The following is a 16,183-nucleotide window of genomic DNA, read 5'->3' on the forward strand; positions in this document are numbered from 1 at the left end:
TCGTTACCCAGCCTTCCGGCTCACGAAGCGTAAGCGTCATCCCTCGGAAGAGGGCAGATCCGGCCGTCCGGCGATCATGTTCTGCACCCAGTCCTTGCCGGCGATTATCGGCGTGCGGATCCGCCGTTCCCGGGTTATCGCCCGGGCCATCTTGCGTTTCGCCCGCGGCGTGTCGCGCTGGTAGCGCCAGCGGGCCCAGGGCGAGTGCGGCCGGGCCAGCCGGATCGCACCGACCAGGATCAGGATCGGGATGAACAGCCCGATCAGGCCGGTCCAGATCTTGCCCTTGAACAGCGTGACGCCGGCGAGCAGGAAATTGGCCACCAGCACGGCCGATCCGACGAGCCACGTGCTGACCGTGGCCCCGCTGGTGGTCATGAAGTTGTCGACGCCGATCGGTCGCACCCCGACGAGCAGCAGGCCGGTGAACGCGACCGCGATGAAGACCGCGTCGACCGAGGTGCGCCCCTTCTCCGACCAGTAGACGTCGTCGAGGTGCAGGATCAGCGAGAACTCGTCGAGTACGAGCGCCGCGCCGAGGCCGAAGATGCCGGCGAACACCGCGTTGGCCGCGCCGTTGTCGGTGTTCAGGGCGAAGCCGGTGACCCCGGCGATGAGCATGAAGATCACCCCGAACACCACGTGGTGGATGTGTGTCCCGCCGGGGCTGACGTTGCCGGGCCACCATTTGACGTTCGCGCGGATCATCCGGACGGAGAACCGGATGAAGGCGAACGTGACGATGAACCCCGCGAAGAAGCAGAACAGCGGCAGTCGCCCCGTATCGACGATCGTGCGGGTAAACCAACCACCCATCGGCGTACCCACCTCCTGACGCCTTTTAAGTCCGTTTTATGAGAATCATTCTAGGTAGCTGCCTATCGTCTGAGTTGGGTTCTGCCGACACCGGGAGGTCGCCGCCGTGACCATGACAGTTGAGGAGGCCGCCGAGACCAGCGGCGCGCTGCCGATAGCTCGCCCGCGCGGCCTGGCCTGGGGTCGTTACGTCCCGCGCATCTTCGGCATGATCATGTGGATCGTCGCGATCATCTCCGGCATCGCGGCCTTCGGCCACATCTTCCGCACCGGCGTGCAACCCATCCGGGAGACCATCGACGCGCTGATCATCCCGGCACCGGCCAACATCGCGTACGCCGTGTTCCTGGCCGCGCTCGCCACCGCGACCCTGCGCCGCAAGCGGGTCGCCTGGTGGCTGCTGACCATCTACTTCGGCCTGAGCGTGCTGATCACCACGATCATCGGCCTGATCGTCACGATCGTGCCGGACGGGGAGCTGATCGACGACGCCGGCAACCGGCTCTTCGACACCACCGGCGAACTCGTGCTGCTCTGGTGCGGGCTCGGCGTCTCGGTGATCGCGCTGACCGCCCTGATCCTGTTCCGCGGCGAGTTCTACGCGCACGTGGCGAAGGGCAGCGTACGCCGGGCGCTGGTGGTCTTCTTCGGGCTTCTGCTCGTCGGCATCGGACTCGGCCTCAGCCTGGTCACCGCGTTCCCCGGGAGCCTGACCGGGACCGGCAACCAGCTCGCCTACGCGACGGAACGCGTGCTCGGAGGCGGCTTCAGCTTCGACATCACCCGGGTCGGTGAGGCGCCCGGCTGGGTCAGCTTCGTGCTCGGCCTATTCGGCGCGATCGCGGTGTTCGCGGCGCTGGCCACCCTGCTGCGCTCGCAGCGCCGCAACGCCGAGTTGCACGCCGGCGACGAGTCGCGGATCCGCATGCTGCTGGCCAAATATGGCGACCGGGACTCGCTCGGCTACTTCGCAACCCGGCGGGACAAGTCGGCGATCTTCTCGTCGACCGGCAAGTCGGCGATCACCTACCGGGTGGTCAACGGCGTGAGCCTGGCCAGTGGGGACCCGGTCGGCGACCCGGAGGCGTGGGGACCGGCGATCGACGCCTGGCTCGCGCAGTCCCGCTACTACGCGTGGACACCAGCGGTCATGGGCGCGAGCGAGGAAGGCGCCATCGCGTACGCCCGGACCGGTTTGAAGGTCATCCATCTCGGCGACGAGGCGATCCTGCTCACCCGGGACTTCAAGCTCGACGGCCGGGAGATGCGCCCGGTGCGGCAAGCGGTCAACCGGGTCGAGCGGGCCGGCTACACCGCCGCCGTGCGCCGGCACTCCGACGTCCCCGAGGCGGAGATGAAGGAGCTGTCGGCGCTGGCGACGAGCTGGCGCGACACGGAGAGCGAGCGTGGCTTCTCGATGGCGCTGGGCCGGCTCGGCGACCCGGCTGACGGTCGTTGCGTGCTGGTCGAGGCGATCGACAAGAACAACCAGGTCAAGGCGATCATCTCGCTGAGCCCATGGGGCAGCCGGGGCCTGTCGCTCGACCTGATGCGCCGCGCGCACGACGCCGAGAACGGCGCGATGGAGTTCATGGTCGCCGAGCTGATGGAGGCGGCGCCGCGGCTCGGCGTCGAGAAGGTCTCGCTGAACTTCGCCGTCTTCCGTGCGGTCTTCGAGGAGGGCGCCCGGATCGGCGCGGGCCCGATCCTGCGGTTGTGGCGCAAGCTGCTGCTGTTCTTCTCCCGCTGGTGGCAGCTCGAGTCGCTCTACCGGTCCAACGCGAAATACCACCCGACCTGGCAGCCGCGTTACCTGTGCTTCGGCGAGCGCCGCGAGCTGGCCCGGGTCGGCATCGCGTCGGCGATCGCCGAGGGCTTCATCGCGCTGCCCGGCAGTCCGGGTTCGCAGCTCGACGTGCTCCCGCCGGACTACGAGGAGCGGGCGGCGTCAGCGGAGGAGATCGACGCCGCGGCCGCACCGGCGGCGCCGGGTGCGATCGACCACAAGGCACCGGAGCAGATGCGGGTACGCCTCGCCAAGCGCCAACAGTTGATCGACGCGGGCATCGACCCGTACCCGGTCAACTATCCGCGGACCGACACCTGCGCCGAGGTGGCCGCCGCACACCGTGACCTGCCGCCGGACCGGCGCAGCGGCGACAAGGTGGGCGTGGCCGGCCGGGTGATGCTGATGCGCGACCACGGCGGCATCCTGTTCGCGACGATCCGCGACTGGAGCGGCGACCTGCAAGTGATGCTCTTCGGCAACGCCGCGGTCGACAAGTGGGACCACACGATCGACATCGGCGACCACGTCGGCGTCTCCGGCGAGGTGATCACCACCCGCACCGGCGAGCTGACCGTCGAGGCGACCTCGTGGCAACTCAACGCCAAGTGCCTGCGCCCGCTGCCCGACAAGCACCGCGGCCTGGCCGACCCGGAGGCCCGGGTCCGGCAGCGCTATCTCGACCTGGTGACCAACAAGCGGTCGCGGGACATCCTGCGGGCCCGCAGCAACGCCATCTTCGCGTTGCGCGAGTCGCTGGTCGGCCGCCGCTACCTGGAGGTCGAGACGCCGATCCTGCAACGGATCCACGGCGGTGCCAACGCCAAACCCTTCACCACCCACATCAACGCGTACGACCTGAAGCTTTATCTGCGCATCGCCCCTGAGCTGTATCTCAAGCGCCTCGCGGTCGGCGGCGTCGAGCGGGTCTTCGAGCTGGGCCGGACGTTCCGCAACGAGGGCGCCGACTACAGCCACAACCCGGAGTTCACGGTGCTGGAGGCCTATCAGGCCTACGCCGACTACGACACGATGCTGCGGCTGACCCGGGAGCTGATCCAGGACGCGGCCATCGCCGCACATGGGCGGGCGGTGGCCCGGCGGCCGGGCACCGACGAGGAGGTCGACATCTCCGGCGACTGGCCGGTGCGCACCGTCAACGAGGCGGTGTCGACGGCGCTCGGCGAGGTGGTCGACGCCGACACGGATGTGGCCACGCTGCGCCGGTTCTGCGACAAGGCCGAGATCGCCTATGACCCGAAGTGGGGCCGCGGCGCGGTGTTGCTGGAGCTCTACGAGCACCTGGTCGAGTCGAAGACGGACCTGCCGACGTTCTACAAGGACTTCCCGACCGAGGTGTCGCCGCTGACCCGCCAGCACCGGCACGACCCGCGGCTGGCCGAGCGCTGGGACCTGGTCGGCTTCGGCTTCGAGCTGGGCACGGCGTACTCGGAGCTGATCGACCCGGTCGAGCAACGTCGCCGGCTGACGGAGCAGTCGTTGCTGGCGGCCGGGGGCGACCCGGAGGCGATGGAGCTGGACGAGGATTTCCTACAGGCACTGGAGTACGCGATGCCGCCGACCGGTGGCCTCGGCATCGGGGTTGACCGCGTGGTCATGTTGTTGACCGGCCGGTCAATCCGCGAGACGCTGCCGTTCCCCCTCGTCCGCGCGGCGTCGTGAGGCTGGCGTCGTGAGGCCGGCGCGCTGGCCGGCGGCGGCGCTCGGGGCGTCGTCGGTGCTTTACAGCTCGTGGCTGCTCGGCCCGTGGCTCAACCCGCGGCTGGGCTTGACCACCGGGCTGGCGAGCGATCTGGCCGCGGCCGACCAGCCCTGGCACGAGGTCTTCCGCTACTGCGACGTGGCGGCGGGCTCGCTGGCCCTGCTCGGCTCGGCCCGCATGCTGGTCGGCGGGCGCGGTGACCGACGGCTGCGCTGGCACCGGCTTCGCGCGGCCGAGCGCACGGCCTGGGTCTTCGTCGCGGTGTTCGCGCTCGCGACCATCTTCGACGGCGGCCTGACCGCGCTGCCATGTGCGCCGTCGATCGACCCGGGCTGCCCGGGCAACCTGTCCGGCGGGCTGCTCGAAACCCTGCGCGACCCGCACACCCTGACGTCGGCGTTCGCGGTCATCGGCGGGGTCGGCTCGATCCTGGCGTTCTGGCGGTCGTCCCGCGCGGGCAGCACGGACCGGACGTGGGCGGCCGGGCTCAGCGTCGGCAGCCTGGCGGTCAACGTGGGTCTCCTGGTCGAGCTGGCCCGCAACGGTGATCACGAAGGCATCTGGCAGCGGGTGGAGCTGGCCAACCTGGCCGCGTGGCTGGTCTATGCCGCCGTGCGCAGTCAGCAACCGCCTCGCCGGCCGGCATGAGTTCGCAGGCTTTGCTCTGCACCCCTGTAGGCAACACCTAACCGTTAGAGGTGCTGCCTACAGGGGTGCAGAGCAAGCGGGGTGATCCCCGCTTGCTCTGCTGCCAGATACGCCCCACTCCGGCGGTCGCCGGGGCGTATCTGGCAGCAGAGCAAAGCCACCGCGGCGGTGATCTCCCCTTGCTCTGCTCACAAATACGCAACACCGCTAACGGTTAGGTGTTGCGTATTTGTGAGCAGAGCAAAGCCTCCGGCGTTGGGCCCCGACCAGGCGGTGGATATGCGTAAAATGTTCAGGTTCGGAGGTGTGCGCGATGACTGTGACCGCGACGACCGTCCAAGGCGGCCTGGCGACCCTGACCGACGAGATCATCAGTGAGTTGCGGGACCGGGTCGGCTGCCCGGTGCTGGCGCCCGAAGATCCCGGGTTCGATGCGATTCGCGAGGTCTACAACGCGATGCACCCCGGTGAGCCGGCGCTGGTGGTGAGCTGTTCCGGCACCGCCGACGTGATCGACGCGGTCCGGTTCGCCCGCGACAACGGGCTGGTCGTGTCCGTTCGCGGCGGTGGGCACTCGATCGCCGGACTGTCCGCATCGGACAATGCACTGCTGATCGACCTCGCCCCGATGCATGCCGTGCAGGTCGATCGCGCGGCCCGGGTCGCCCGCGTGCAGGGCGGTGCCGTCTGGGGCGACGTTGATCGGGAGACGCAGGCGTTCGGCCTCGCCACCCCCGGCGGGGTGGTCTCCGACACCGGCGTCGCGGGGCTCACTCTCGGCGGCGGCTATGGCTGGCTGCGCCGGCAGCACGGGCTGGCCTGTGACCACCTGGTGTCGGCCGAGGTGGTCGGCGCCGACGGGCGGGTGCGGACCGCCTCCGAGAACGAGAACGCCGACCTGCTGTGGGCCTTGCGCGGTGGCGGTGGCAACTTCGGGGTGGTCACCTGGTTCACGTTCGCGCTCGAGGAGATCGGGCCGACCGTGGCGTTCGTCGGCACGTTCTACCCGGTCGCGGAGGCGGCGCAGGTGATCCGCGGGTGGCGCGACTATGTGAACGTCGCGCCCAACGAGGTCACCGCCACCTGCCTGACCATCACTTTGCCGGCCGACCCGGAGTTGCCCGAGGCCGTGCACGACCAGGCCTGCGTGGTGATCGGCGGTGTCTACGCCGGTGACGCCGAGCGCGGCATGGACATCCTCCAGCCGCTGCGCGAACTCGGCACACCGTTGATGGACATGTCGCAGCCGATGCCGTTCACCGCCGTGCAGTCGGGGTTCGACGCCTTCTTCCCGCGCAACACCATGCAGGCCTACTGGAAGTCGCGCTATCTGTCGGAGTTGAGCGACGCCGCGGTTGACTTCGTCGCCGCCAAGGCGGCCGAGCGGCCCAGCCCGATGACGCTCGTCAACGTGTTCCACATGGGCGGTGCGATCGCCGACGTGCCCGTTGGCGCGACGGCCTTCGCGCAGCGGTCGTCGCCGTTCCTGCTCTCGATCGACGGCAACTGGACCGATCCGGCCGACAACGACAGAAATATCGCATGGGTACGCGACACCTTCGCCGAATCAGCCCGGTTCGGCAATGACGGCGTGTATCTCAACTTCACCGGCAGCGCCGAGGAGCCGGCGGAGAGCGGCGTGGACAGCGCGTTCGGTGCCAACCTGCGGCGGCTCGCCGAGGTCAAGGCCAAATATGACCCGACCAACGTGTTCCGCGCCAATAACAACATCACGCCCGCGTCCGGCTGATCATCAGCATGTTTTCAGGTCCCTCGGGTAGGAATCACGGCTACCGCGAACTACCTGAGGAGATGAGGCATGGCGCTGGCCGCTGAAGGCGACCCCCGCGATCTTGGTGGACTCACCGGCTGGGTGGCCGGTGTGCTCGACTCGCTCGGCGCCGCCGGGGTGGGGCTGCTGGTGGCGCTGGAGAACCTGGTGCCGCCCATCCCGAGCGAGATCGTTCTCGCCCTGGGCGGCTTCCTGGCCAGCGAGGGGCGGATGAGCCTGCCGATCGTGATCGTCGCCGCGACGGCCGGGTCGGTGGTCGGTGCGCTGGTGCTCTACTGGCTCGGCCGCAGCCTCGGCGAAGACCGGCTCAAGCGCTGGCTCGACCACATCCCGCTGGTCGACGCCGACGACCTCGACAAGGCCGACAAGTGGTTCGAACGCCACGAGAACGCGGCCGTGCTGCTCGGGCGCTGTGTGCCAGTCGTACGCAGCCTGATCTCCATCCCGGCCGGCGCCAACCGGATGCCGCTGCCCCGGTTCGTCGCGTTCACCACGCTCGGCTCAGCGGTGTGGAACTCGCTCTTCGTCGGCGCCGGGTTCGCCCTCGGCTCCCGCTGGGAGCAGGTCGATCAGTATGCCCGCTGGTTCGACTATGCGATCCTGGCGCTCGTGGTGATCAGCGTCGGCCTGTGGGTCAACAAGAAGATCCGTAAGCGCCGGGCCGTGCACCGGTGACGTCAGACGCCGACCTCGCGATCGCGGCGGCGTGGGCCGGTGCCGACGTGGTCCGGCGCTACTACGGCACGCCGGTCGACCACTTCGCCAAGTCACACCGCGACTTCGCGACCACCGCCGACCTGGAGGCGGAGCGGGCGATCCTCGCGGTGATCCGGGCCGAGCGGCCCGACGACGCGTTCCTGGGCGAGGAGAGCGGCCGGAGCGGGCCGGCCGGGCCGCGCATGTGGATGGTCGACCCGCTCTGCGGCACGCTCAACTTCGCCGTCCAGACGCCGCTGGTGGCTGTCAACGTCGCGCTGCGCACCGCGACCGGGGTGACCGTCGCCGCCGCGGCGGACCCGCTGGCCGGCGAGCTCTTCTGGACCGACGGCACCGCCGCCTGGTTGCGCCGCGCGGGCGAGGACGAGCGCCTGGTCCCCACCGGCGACTCCCGGCTGGTCGACCTCAACCTCGACCCGCCGTTTCCCAACGCCGACGTCTTCCGGGCCACCACGCTGCTGGCCGACCCGGAGTTCGGTGCCGCGTTCGGGCCCCGGGTGCTTTCCACAACGCTCGCGGTCGCCTGGGTGGCGGCGGGCCGGCGGGCGGCCTACGTGACCGACGGCCACTTCGAGGACAGCGTGCACTTCGCCAGCGGTCTCGCGATCTGTCGGGCGGCGGGCTGCGTCGTCACCGGGATCCACGGGCAGCCCCTGCACACGGGCATCGGCGGCCTGCTGGTCGCCGCCGACGCGCAGACCCACGCCGCGCTGCTGCGGTTGGTGCGCAAGCAAGAGAGCCCCGCCGCCGCCACGCCCTGAGGCAGTGACGGCGGCGGGTCGACTAGCCGGTTAACCGAACTGCGCGGTGATCCGGGTGAACTCCCAGTCCGGCTGCGCGATGCTGGAGCAGTCGGAGCTGAGCGGGCCGCCGGCGCAACCGCGGTCGCGGTTGACCGACCAGAACGCCAGGCGGGCCAGGCCGTGCGACTTGGCCCAGTCGCGGACCGAGGTCCACTGCGCCGTCGTGGTGATCTCGCCCTGGTCTGACCGGCCGTTCATGCCGGAGATGCCCATGTGGGCGTACGCCGTCGCGTCGGACCAGCCGTTGGCGGTCTTCAGCGCGTTCTTCAGGCCTTCCGAGGAGCTGACCGTCGACGCGTACATGTCGGCACCGCCGCCGAAGTTGAACGGCATGATGGTCCAGACGTCCACATTGGCCTGTAGCGCGGCGCCCTGGTTGATCAGGCGGGTGCCCCAGTAGGTCGGGCCGGTGGTCGCGGTCGGGATCGTAACGATGGTCTTCAGGTTGGGGTTGTTCTGCTTGAGGATCTTCAGCGCGCCGAGGATCCGGTCCTGCACGACCTCGCTCTCGAACTCGTCGGTGTTCTCGACGTCCATGTCGATCGCCTTGAGGCTGTAGGTGTTGATCACCGACTGGAGCACGCTCGCCAGGGCCGACGCGGAGGAGCAGTTGGGGCCGAGCTTGTTGCCGCTCCAGCCGCCGACCGACGGGATGATGTCGCCGCCGGCGGCCCGGATCGCCGCGATCTGCTGTGCGTCACCGGCGCTGTTGATCGGCCGGTTGCCGTCCCAGGCGGCCGTGCAGCCGCCGCCGGACAGCACGAACGCCTTGGTGAACCACTTGACGCCGGTCGCCGACATCACCGTGGTCACGTTGGGCACGTTGCCCCACGAGTAGATGTAGGGCGCCGCACCCATCGCGCCGCTGCCACCGCCGGTGCAGCCGGTGGTGGTGCCGCTGACGGCGGCGCTGCGAGCCGACTCACCCTGCGCGTTGTAGGCCGCGACCGTGTAGGAGCGCGAGGTGCATGCCGCCAGCCCGCCGATCGTGGCGCTGGTGCCGGTCACCGTCGCGCGGACGGTCGTGCCCTCGTAGACCCGGTAGCCGGTGACCGTGCCGGACGAGGCGTTCCACGCCACCGTGATGGAGTTGGCCGTCGTGCCGGTGACCCGCACGTTGCCCGGTGTGGGTGGCGCGCCCGGGTTGGTCGGCGGGCCGCCCGCACAGGACGAGCCGTTGACCGTGCAACTGGTCGGGTCGCCGTTGCCGGCAGCGACGAAGCCGAAGCTGGCCGTCGCGTTGGGGCCGAGGGTGCCGTTCCAGCCCTTGTTGGTGAAGGTGAAGTGCTGGCCGCTGCGGACCAGGTCGGCGTCCCAGAAACTGCCGACCGAGGTGCCGCTGGGCAGGTCGAACTGGACGTTCCAGGACGTGATCGTCGACGACGTGTTGTTGGTGACGGTGAACCTGGCCTCGTATCCCGAACCCCAACTCGAGGTGCGGACGAAGGCGGCGGTGGCGGCGGACGCCGCGGGCGCGACGGCCACGCTCAGCGCCATGGCCGCGACGGCCAGGCCGGCGGTGACGACGGCCTTCCTGCTGAATTTCACGACTGCTCCTCAGGGGAGGGTGGCGAGGTGGGGGTCGACGGTGTTGGCGAACTGGTTGCCGTTGCTGACGTCCCAGTTGATCGACCAGGTCATCGCGCCGCGGATGCCCGGGTAGGTGCGCGGCGGGCGGAAGCTGCCGCAGTTGGTGCCGCGGGCCAGGCAGTCCAGCGCCTGGTTGACCAGGCTCGGTGAGACCACTCCGCCGCCCGCGGCGCCAGGGCCGGCGGGCAGGCCGAGGGACACCTGGTCGGGCCGCAGCCCGGCCTCGAGCTGGATGCAGGCCAGCGCGGTCATGAAGTTGACCGTGCCCTGCGAGTAGGCGAACGACTGGTCGCAGCCGAGCATCGAGCCGGAGTTGTAGAACTGCGTGTGTACGACGGTGAGAATGTCGCGAATGTCGAGGGCCAGCTTGAAGTAGGACACCGTCGGGTTCTGCATGTCGATCGTCTGCGGCGCCATCGTGATGATCAGGTTGGCGCCGACCCGGCTGCGGAGGTTGCGCAGCGCCTGGCCCATGAACGTGGGGTTCAGGCCGTTCTCGAGGTCGATGTCGACGCCGTCGAAGCCGTACGAGGAGATGAGGTTGAACATCGAGTTGCTGAAGTTGGTGGCGCTGGCGGCGTCGTTGACGGCGACCCGGCCCGCCTCGCCTCCGACCGAGAGGATCACCTTCTTGCCGCGCGAGTGCAGCGTGGCGATGTCGGCGCGGAAGTCGGCGTCGGAGTAGCCACCGAGCGCGGCCGACAAACCGGAGTCGACGGCGAACGTGACGGCGCCCGGTGTGGCGGTCGACTCGGCGAAGGCGACCGCGATCAGGTCGTAGGCGGCGGGGGTGTCGCGCAGCCGCAACTCGACGGCGGGGTTGACGAAGTTGTGCCAGTAGCCGGTCAGGAAGTGTGCCGGCAACGGCCCGGTCGAGCAGCCGGTGGTGGTGCCGCTGACGGCGCCGCTCCGGGCCGACTCACCGGCGGTGTTGTAGGCCGCGATGGTGTAACTGTGGTTCTGACAGGCGCCGAGGCTGCCGATGGTCGCGGTCGTGCCGGTGACCGTCGCGCGGACGGTGGTGCCCTCGTAGACCCGGTAGCCGGTGACCGTGCCGGTGGACGCGTTCCAGGCCAGCGAGATCGAGGTCCCGGTGGTGCCGGTGACCCGGAAGTTGCCGGGCGTGCCGGGCACCTGTGGGCCGGTGCCGCCGCTGGTCGTGCCAGTGACGGCGGCGCTGCGGGCCGACTCACCCGCGCTGTTGTAGGCCGCGACGGTGTAGGTGTGCGTGGTGTTGGCGGTCAGCCCGCTGACCGTGGCGGAGGTCCCGGTGACGGTCGCGCGCAGCGTGCTGCCCTCGTAGACCCGGTAGCCGGTCACAGTGCCGCTGCTGGCGCCCCAGGCGAGCGAGATGCTGGTCTGCGTCACGCCGGTGACGCTCGGCGCCCCGGGTGTGCCCGGCACCTGCGTGCCCGGGTCGGTGCCGCCGCCGCACGAGGCGCCGTTGAGCGTGCAGTTGGCCGGTGCGCCGGCGCCGGCGCCGATCAGCCCGAACGAGGCGGTGCCACCCGGCGCGAGGGTGCCGTTCCAGGACTTGTTGGTGAAGCTGAAGCGCTGGCCGGAGCGGGTCATGTCGGCGTCCCAGAAGCTGCTCACCGAGCTTCCCGACGGCAGGTCGAAGGCGACCGTCCACCCGTTGATCGTGGTCGTGCCGCCGTTGCTGATCGTGTATTTGCCCTCCCAACCGGAGCCCCAGTCGGAGGTCTTGACGAAGGTCGCGGTCGGTCCGGCGGCCATGGCGGGTGCGGCCACCGCCACGGCGGCCACCCCACCGAGCAGGGTGACCGCCGCGGTGACCATCACAGTCCGCAAGCGCATGAAGTTCCTCCCCAGGCCCGCGCTTACATTGATGAGATGGCCAATTATTAAGACTGTTTACAGATACTTGTCAATACCTAGTTTCGGAACTGGAGCCAGTTGACGTTGACGAAGTCGTTCGGCTGCCCACTCGTGAAGGTCAGGAAGACCGTGTGGGTGCCCGTGGTCGGGGTGATGTTGCCGGGCACCGAGCGCCAGCTCTGCCAGCCGCCGGTGTTGGCCAGCGCGAAGCTGCCGATCGGGGCGTTGCTCCGGCTGTCCAGCCGCACTTCGACCAGCCCGCTGATGCCGCCCGCGGCGCCCGACGCCACGCGGGCGACGAAGTCGCGCGCGGGGGTCGAGCCGAAGTTGATGTTGTTGAACTGGACCCAGTCGCCACTCTTGACGGCACCGATGTTCTGGCCGCCCTCGCTGCACGCCTCGACGATCACGCCACTCTGCGCGTTGAACGACTCGGCCTGGATCTGGTTGTAGGCACTGCCGCCGCCACCCGGGTTGGTCGGCGGGGTGGTCGGCGGGTCGGTGGGCGTGGTGCCGCCACCGCGGGTCCACACCGCCACGTAGTCGACCAGCATCGGCCGGCCGGACACGGTGGACGCGGTCGGCGTGCCGGAGCCGGCGACGCCGTTGGGGAAGGCGCCGCCCATCGCGACGTTGAGCAGGATGAAATAGCCGGCGTGGTTGGTCATGTTGGTCCAGTGCGGCTCGCCGACCTGGGCCTGGGTGACGGTGTGGAACAGCGTGCCGTCGACATACCAGCGCAACTGCTGCGGGCTCACGCTCGCGTCCCACTCGAACCGGTAGGTGTGGAACGCCGACTGGCACGAGGAGCCGGGGCAGGCGCGCGAGGTGCCGAGGCCGTTGAACTCGTTGCACGGGCCGCCGGGTGCGACTCCACAGTGGAGAACGCCCCAGACGGAGTTGATCCCGTTGACGTTCTCCATGATGTCGAACTCGCCGATGCCGGGCCAGTTCCAGTAGTTGCCCCGGAACGGTGCGCCGAGCGCCCAGAACGCCGGCCAGTAGCCGGCCGCCTGCGCGCCGGTCACGTTGGGCATCTGGACGCGGCCCTCGATCCGCAGCACGCCGCCGGCGGGTGCCTTGAAGTTGCTGCGGGTGGTCTCGATCCGGGCCGAGGTCCACTGCCCGGAACCGTTGCGGATCGGGGTGATCCGCAGGTTGCCGGAGCCGTCGAGACTCACGTTGGACGCGCTGTTGGTGTAGGTCTGGATCTCGCCGGTGCCCCACTGGGCAGGACCGCCCGGATAGGCGGTGCCGGTGTCGATGATCCAGTTGGCCGACGAGGGCAGGGCGTTGGCCGAGCCGTTGAAGTCGTCACTCCAGGCCAGGCTCCAGCCCGAGGGCGTGGCCGGCACGGAGGCGTTGGCCGTGACCGTCGTTGCGACGGCCGCGACGCTGATGGTGACGGTGGCGATGGACAGCAGGACGCGACGTTTCATGTAAAGCCTCTCTCCTGCGGGGGACGGTGCCGTGAGAGCGCTCTCAGAGGGGTTGTATCGGACATACTCACGAATGTCAATGGGTGGGACGGCGCAACACGAGATGCTCCAGCGCCGTCCACGAGGTGGTCGTGACCAGGTACAACGTCGCCGCCAGAGGCAGCACCAGCGCCGTCGGGATGGTGAGAAAGGACATGAAGGGCATCAGCTTGGCCAGCCCGGTCGCCTGCGGCCCGAGTTGGCGCCGCGACCGCCGTGCGAAGAACACCGCGAGCAGGATCAGAAGCAGCAGGAGTACGCCGTAAAGCGGCAGGACGCTGCCGCCGAGGCCCTGCATGAGGTGGTGGCCGAGCGGCACGCCCCACAGCTCGCCGGCCGGAGGCGCGATGGTGAACGTGCGATACATGACCATGAAGAACGGCGCCTGTACGAGGACCGGCAGGCAACCGGCGAGTGGCGAGGTGCCTTGCTCGCGATAGAGGGCGGTGAGCTCCGTGCGCATGCGGTCGGGCTGCTTCCCGTACCGCTGCTGTAGCTCCTGGATCTTCGGCATGAGTGCCGTGCGGCGACGCTCGCCGCGGACGGCGGCGAGGCTGAGCGGGGCCACCGCGAGCCGCACGGCGACGGTGAACGCGACGATGGCGAGAGCCATCGCGGCCGGGCCCGCGACGGGCGCGATGAAGGCGGCGATTCCGGACAGGACGGACGTTGCGGCGCCCACGGCGCCGTCGAGTGGAGCGAAGGCAAGCATGGTCGTTTCCTCGACTGATGGGGGTGCCCGCGCGCGGCGGCAGGACCGCACGGCGCGACCGGGCGGAACGGGTGAAGGGATCAGGCGAGGTGGAGCGACGGTGCACGCGGACGGGGACGACCGGCCCCGTCGGGATCAAGCGCGCGTGGCGTGCGCCGGGACTGGGCCCGGGCCCGTAACCGGGTGCCCCGGGCGGCGTTGCCGGACCGGTCGTGCCGACCGATCACCAGGCCGCCGAGGGTGGCCGCGACCAGCAGGGCGGCGGCGAACGCGGCGAGCAACGTCAGCGGCGACGCCGGGCCAGACGTGTCGACCAGGGCGAAGAGCAGCGCCCCGGTGAGCGTCGAGATGACCAACCGCACGCCGACCAGTCAAGCACGTGGCGGCAATAGGTCAACGTTCTTTAGGGCCGGCTTAACAAAAGCCTGCTCACATTGAGAGAACCGCACGCGTCCATCTATGGTCCGGCCTGAAGTGGCCGAACGGTGAGGTGGGGGGCAATGGCGCAACCGTCGCGGCATCGGGCCCCGGACCCGTTGGTGCCAAAAGTCGCGCGGCTGGCGCGGGCCGGCGAGCCCACGCTGCTCAAGCTCGTGCGCAACCGCCGGCAGGTGCTGATGGGCGCCGGCGCGGTGGTGGTCGCCACCGGTGCGGTCGGCTCCGCGGCCATGGTCATGGGTGGCGGCGACGGGATCGCCGCGGCGCTCGGCGACTCGGCCACCTCGACCCGGTCGCCGCGCGACGCGGGTGCGTTCGCCGACCGCGACGCGAGCTACACGCAGTCGCTCGGCGACTCCATCAACCTCGGCGCCGCCGGCCTCGACGACACCTTCAGCGCCGCCGCCGCGGCCGCCGCGAAGGCCAAGCCGACCAGCCCCAACCTCCTCAGCCGCGATCCGATCCTGCACATGTTGCGGCGGGCCACGTTCGGGCCGACCCGGGCGTTGGTCGACGCGGCCACCAAGACCGGCATCGACGAGTGGCTCGAGCGGCAGCTCAACCCCGGGAAGATCGACGACCCGGTGTCGGCCAAGGCGCTCAGCGCGTTCCCGACCGTGTCGATGAGCACCGCGCAGATCCGCCGCACGGTCAAGGAGGGCGACTTCCAGGCGCAGTTCGAGCTGGGGCAGGCGACCATCGCCCGGCAGTTCTGGAGCGAGCGCCAACTCTTCGAGGTGATGGTCGACTTCTGGGCCAACCACCTCAACGTGACCAACCCGTTCGACGGCGGGTGGGACGTGCGGACGTCGTACGACAATGATGTGATCCGCAAGCACGCGCTCGGCAAGTTCGTCGACATGCTCAAGGCCAGTGCCCGGCACCCGGCCATGCTCCGCTATCTCGACAATGCCGACTCCGACCGGCGCTCGGTCAACGAGAACTACGGGCGCGAGCTGTTGGAGTTGCACACCGTCGGGATCGACGGCGGCTACAACGAGAAAGACGTGCGCAACAGCGCCTACATCCTGACCGGCCGCACGGTGACCAACGAGGGCGAGTTCCGCTACGACTCGGGCCGGCACTGGGTCGACCCGGTCAAGGTGCTCGGCTTCAAGGACAAGAACGCGTCGCGGTCGAAGGGCCTGGCCGTCGGCGAGAAATATCTGAGCTACCTGGCCACCCATCCGGCGACGGCGAAGAACATCGCCCGCAAGCTGGCGGTCCGGTTCGTCTGCGACTCCCCGCCCAACGGCCTGGTGCAACGGCTCGCCGACACCTACCTGGAGAACGGCACCGCGATCGCGCCGGTGCTGCGGGTGCTCTTCCGCTCGCGGGAGTTCTGGATCTCGACGGGGCTCAAGACGCGGCGGCCGCTGGAGAACTTCGTGGCCACCGCCCGCGCGATCGGCATCGCGCCCGGCTCCGACACGCGGTCCGGCATCGAGGGTCTCTACTACATGACCCAGCGGTTCGGGAACGCGCCGCTGGCGTGGGTGCCGCCCAACGGCTACCCCGACGTCGCGGCGGCCTGGCGGTCGGCACACGCCACGCTCGCGCTGTGGAACGCCCACCGGTCGCTGATCGAGGGCTGGGAACGCGGGCTGTCCTACCCGAAGGCCGAGGGACTGGTGGGCAAGCGCCCCGCCACCACGGGTCCCTACCTCGACAGCCTGGCGGCCCGGCTGGTGTTCCAGAAGGTCGCGGCGCCGCACCGCAAGGCCCTGCTCTCCTTCCTCAGCGCGAAGGACGGCACCGCGGTGCGCAACGCCAGCCTGGGCGGGAAGATCGAGAGCCTGGCTCCGCTGTTGCTCGACTCCATCTACCACGCGCTGCGGTGA

The 16,183-nt window shown here is 69.7% G+C and carries 11 protein-coding genes and 2 pseudogenes; 6 read left to right on the forward strand and 7 right to left on the reverse strand.

Annotated elements, in window-relative coordinates; all coding sequences use genetic code 11:
- Positions 1-36 precede the first annotated feature (36 nt).
- A complete protein-coding gene (locus DFJ67_RS16290) occupies positions 37-816 on the reverse strand; it encodes a hypothetical protein (protein WP_116068695.1) in 780 nt (259 codons plus the stop codon).
- A gap of 112 nt (positions 817-928) precedes the next feature.
- Here DFJ67_RS16290 and lysX point away from each other — a divergent pair, with 112 nt between their 5' ends.
- From lysX to DFJ67_RS16315, 5 genes are all read left to right on the forward strand, one after another.
- Complete coding sequence (gene lysX, locus DFJ67_RS16295; protein WP_116076272.1) at positions 929-4,285, forward strand: bifunctional lysylphosphatidylglycerol synthetase/lysine--tRNA ligase LysX; 3,357 nt, start codon at positions 929-931, stop codon at positions 4,283-4,285.
- Positions 4,286-4,295: 10 nt separating this feature from the next.
- Complete coding sequence (locus tag DFJ67_RS16300) at positions 4,296-4,973, forward strand: DUF998 domain-containing protein (protein WP_116068696.1); 678 nt, start codon at positions 4,296-4,298, stop codon at positions 4,971-4,973.
- 313 nt (positions 4,974-5,286) lie between these two features.
- The gene (locus DFJ67_RS16305) at positions 5,287-6,723 is read left to right on the forward strand and encodes an FAD-binding oxidoreductase (protein WP_116068698.1); all 1,437 of its coding nucleotides are present in this window, start codon (positions 5,287-5,289) and stop codon (positions 6,721-6,723) included.
- A gap of 69 nt (positions 6,724-6,792) precedes the next feature.
- The gene (locus tag DFJ67_RS16310; RefSeq protein ID WP_116068700.1) at positions 6,793-7,440 is read left to right on the forward strand and encodes a DedA family protein; all 648 of its coding nucleotides are present in this window, start codon (positions 6,793-6,795) and stop codon (positions 7,438-7,440) included.
- Positions 7,437-8,243, forward strand: coding sequence for an inositol monophosphatase family protein (locus DFJ67_RS16315; protein ID WP_239097236.1), 807 nt, complete (start codon positions 7,437-7,439; stop codon positions 8,241-8,243). The genes DFJ67_RS16310 and DFJ67_RS16315 overlap by 4 nt, the downstream gene beginning before the upstream one ends.
- A gap of 30 nt (positions 8,244-8,273) precedes the next feature.
- Here the strand turns inward: DFJ67_RS16315 and DFJ67_RS16320 are convergent, their stop codons facing one another.
- From DFJ67_RS16320 to DFJ67_RS16340, 6 genes and pseudogenes are all read right to left on the reverse strand, one after another.
- On the reverse strand, positions 8,274-9,833 hold the full coding sequence (locus tag DFJ67_RS16320; protein WP_239097235.1) for a cellulose binding domain-containing protein: 1,560 nt from the start codon (positions 9,831-9,833) through the stop codon (positions 8,274-8,276).
- A 9-nt stretch (positions 9,834-9,842) separates the two neighbouring features.
- Positions 9,843-10,843 (reverse strand): annotated as a pseudogene (locus DFJ67_RS44695) (chitinase); the annotation flags it as partial.
- Positions 10,830-11,693: pseudogene (locus DFJ67_RS44700) on the reverse strand (cellulose binding domain-containing protein); the annotation flags it as partial. The pseudogenes DFJ67_RS44695 and DFJ67_RS44700, both read right to left, overlap by 14 nt.
- Positions 11,694-11,770: 77 nt before the next feature.
- On the reverse strand, positions 11,771-13,153 hold the full coding sequence (locus DFJ67_RS16330) for a carbohydrate-binding protein (protein ID WP_116068703.1): 1,383 nt from the start codon (positions 13,151-13,153) through the stop codon (positions 11,771-11,773).
- Between the two features lie 76 nt (positions 13,154-13,229).
- Positions 13,230-13,904, reverse strand: coding sequence for a YidC/Oxa1 family membrane protein insertase (locus tag DFJ67_RS16335; protein ID WP_116068705.1), 675 nt, complete (start codon positions 13,902-13,904; stop codon positions 13,230-13,232).
- Positions 13,905-13,984: 80 nt separating this feature from the next.
- On the reverse strand, positions 13,985-14,266 hold the full coding sequence (locus DFJ67_RS16340) for a hypothetical protein (protein WP_203783656.1): 282 nt from the start codon (positions 14,264-14,266) through the stop codon (positions 13,985-13,987).
- Between the two features lie 138 nt (positions 14,267-14,404).
- On the opposite strand from DFJ67_RS16340, the gene DFJ67_RS16345 reads away from it, so the two are divergent.
- Entirely contained in the window at positions 14,405-16,183 is a 1,779-nt protein-coding gene (locus tag DFJ67_RS16345) for a DUF1800 domain-containing protein (RefSeq protein ID WP_116068709.1), read from the forward strand.

The sequence above is a fragment of the Asanoa ferruginea genome, assembly GCF_003387075.1.
In the GTDB taxonomy this organism is placed as follows: Bacteria; Actinomycetota; Actinomycetes; order Mycobacteriales; family Micromonosporaceae; genus Asanoa; species Asanoa ferruginea.

Coding starts and splice junctions, on each gene's coding strand:
- DFJ67_RS16290 (WP_116068695.1), bottom strand. CDS start 816: ATGGGTGGTTGGTTTACCCGCACGATCGTCGATACGGGGCGACTGCCG.
- DFJ67_RS16330 (WP_116068703.1), bottom strand. CDS start 13,153: ATGAAACGTCGCGTCCTGCTGTCCATCGCCACCGTCACCATCAGCGTC.
- DFJ67_RS16335 (WP_116068705.1), bottom strand. CDS start 13,904: ATGCTTGCCTTCGCTCCACTCGACGGCGCCGTGGGCGCCGCAACGTCC.
- DFJ67_RS16345 (WP_116068709.1), top strand. CDS start 14,405: ATGGCGCAACCGTCGCGGCATCGGGCCCCGGACCCGTTGGTGCCAAAA.
- DFJ67_RS16305 (WP_116068698.1), top strand. CDS start 5,287: ATGACTGTGACCGCGACGACCGTCCAAGGCGGCCTGGCGACCCTGACC.
- lysX (WP_116076272.1), top strand. CDS start 929: ATGACAGTTGAGGAGGCCGCCGAGACCAGCGGCGCGCTGCCGATAGCT.
- DFJ67_RS16310 (WP_116068700.1), top strand. CDS start 6,793: ATGGCGCTGGCCGCTGAAGGCGACCCCCGCGATCTTGGTGGACTCACC.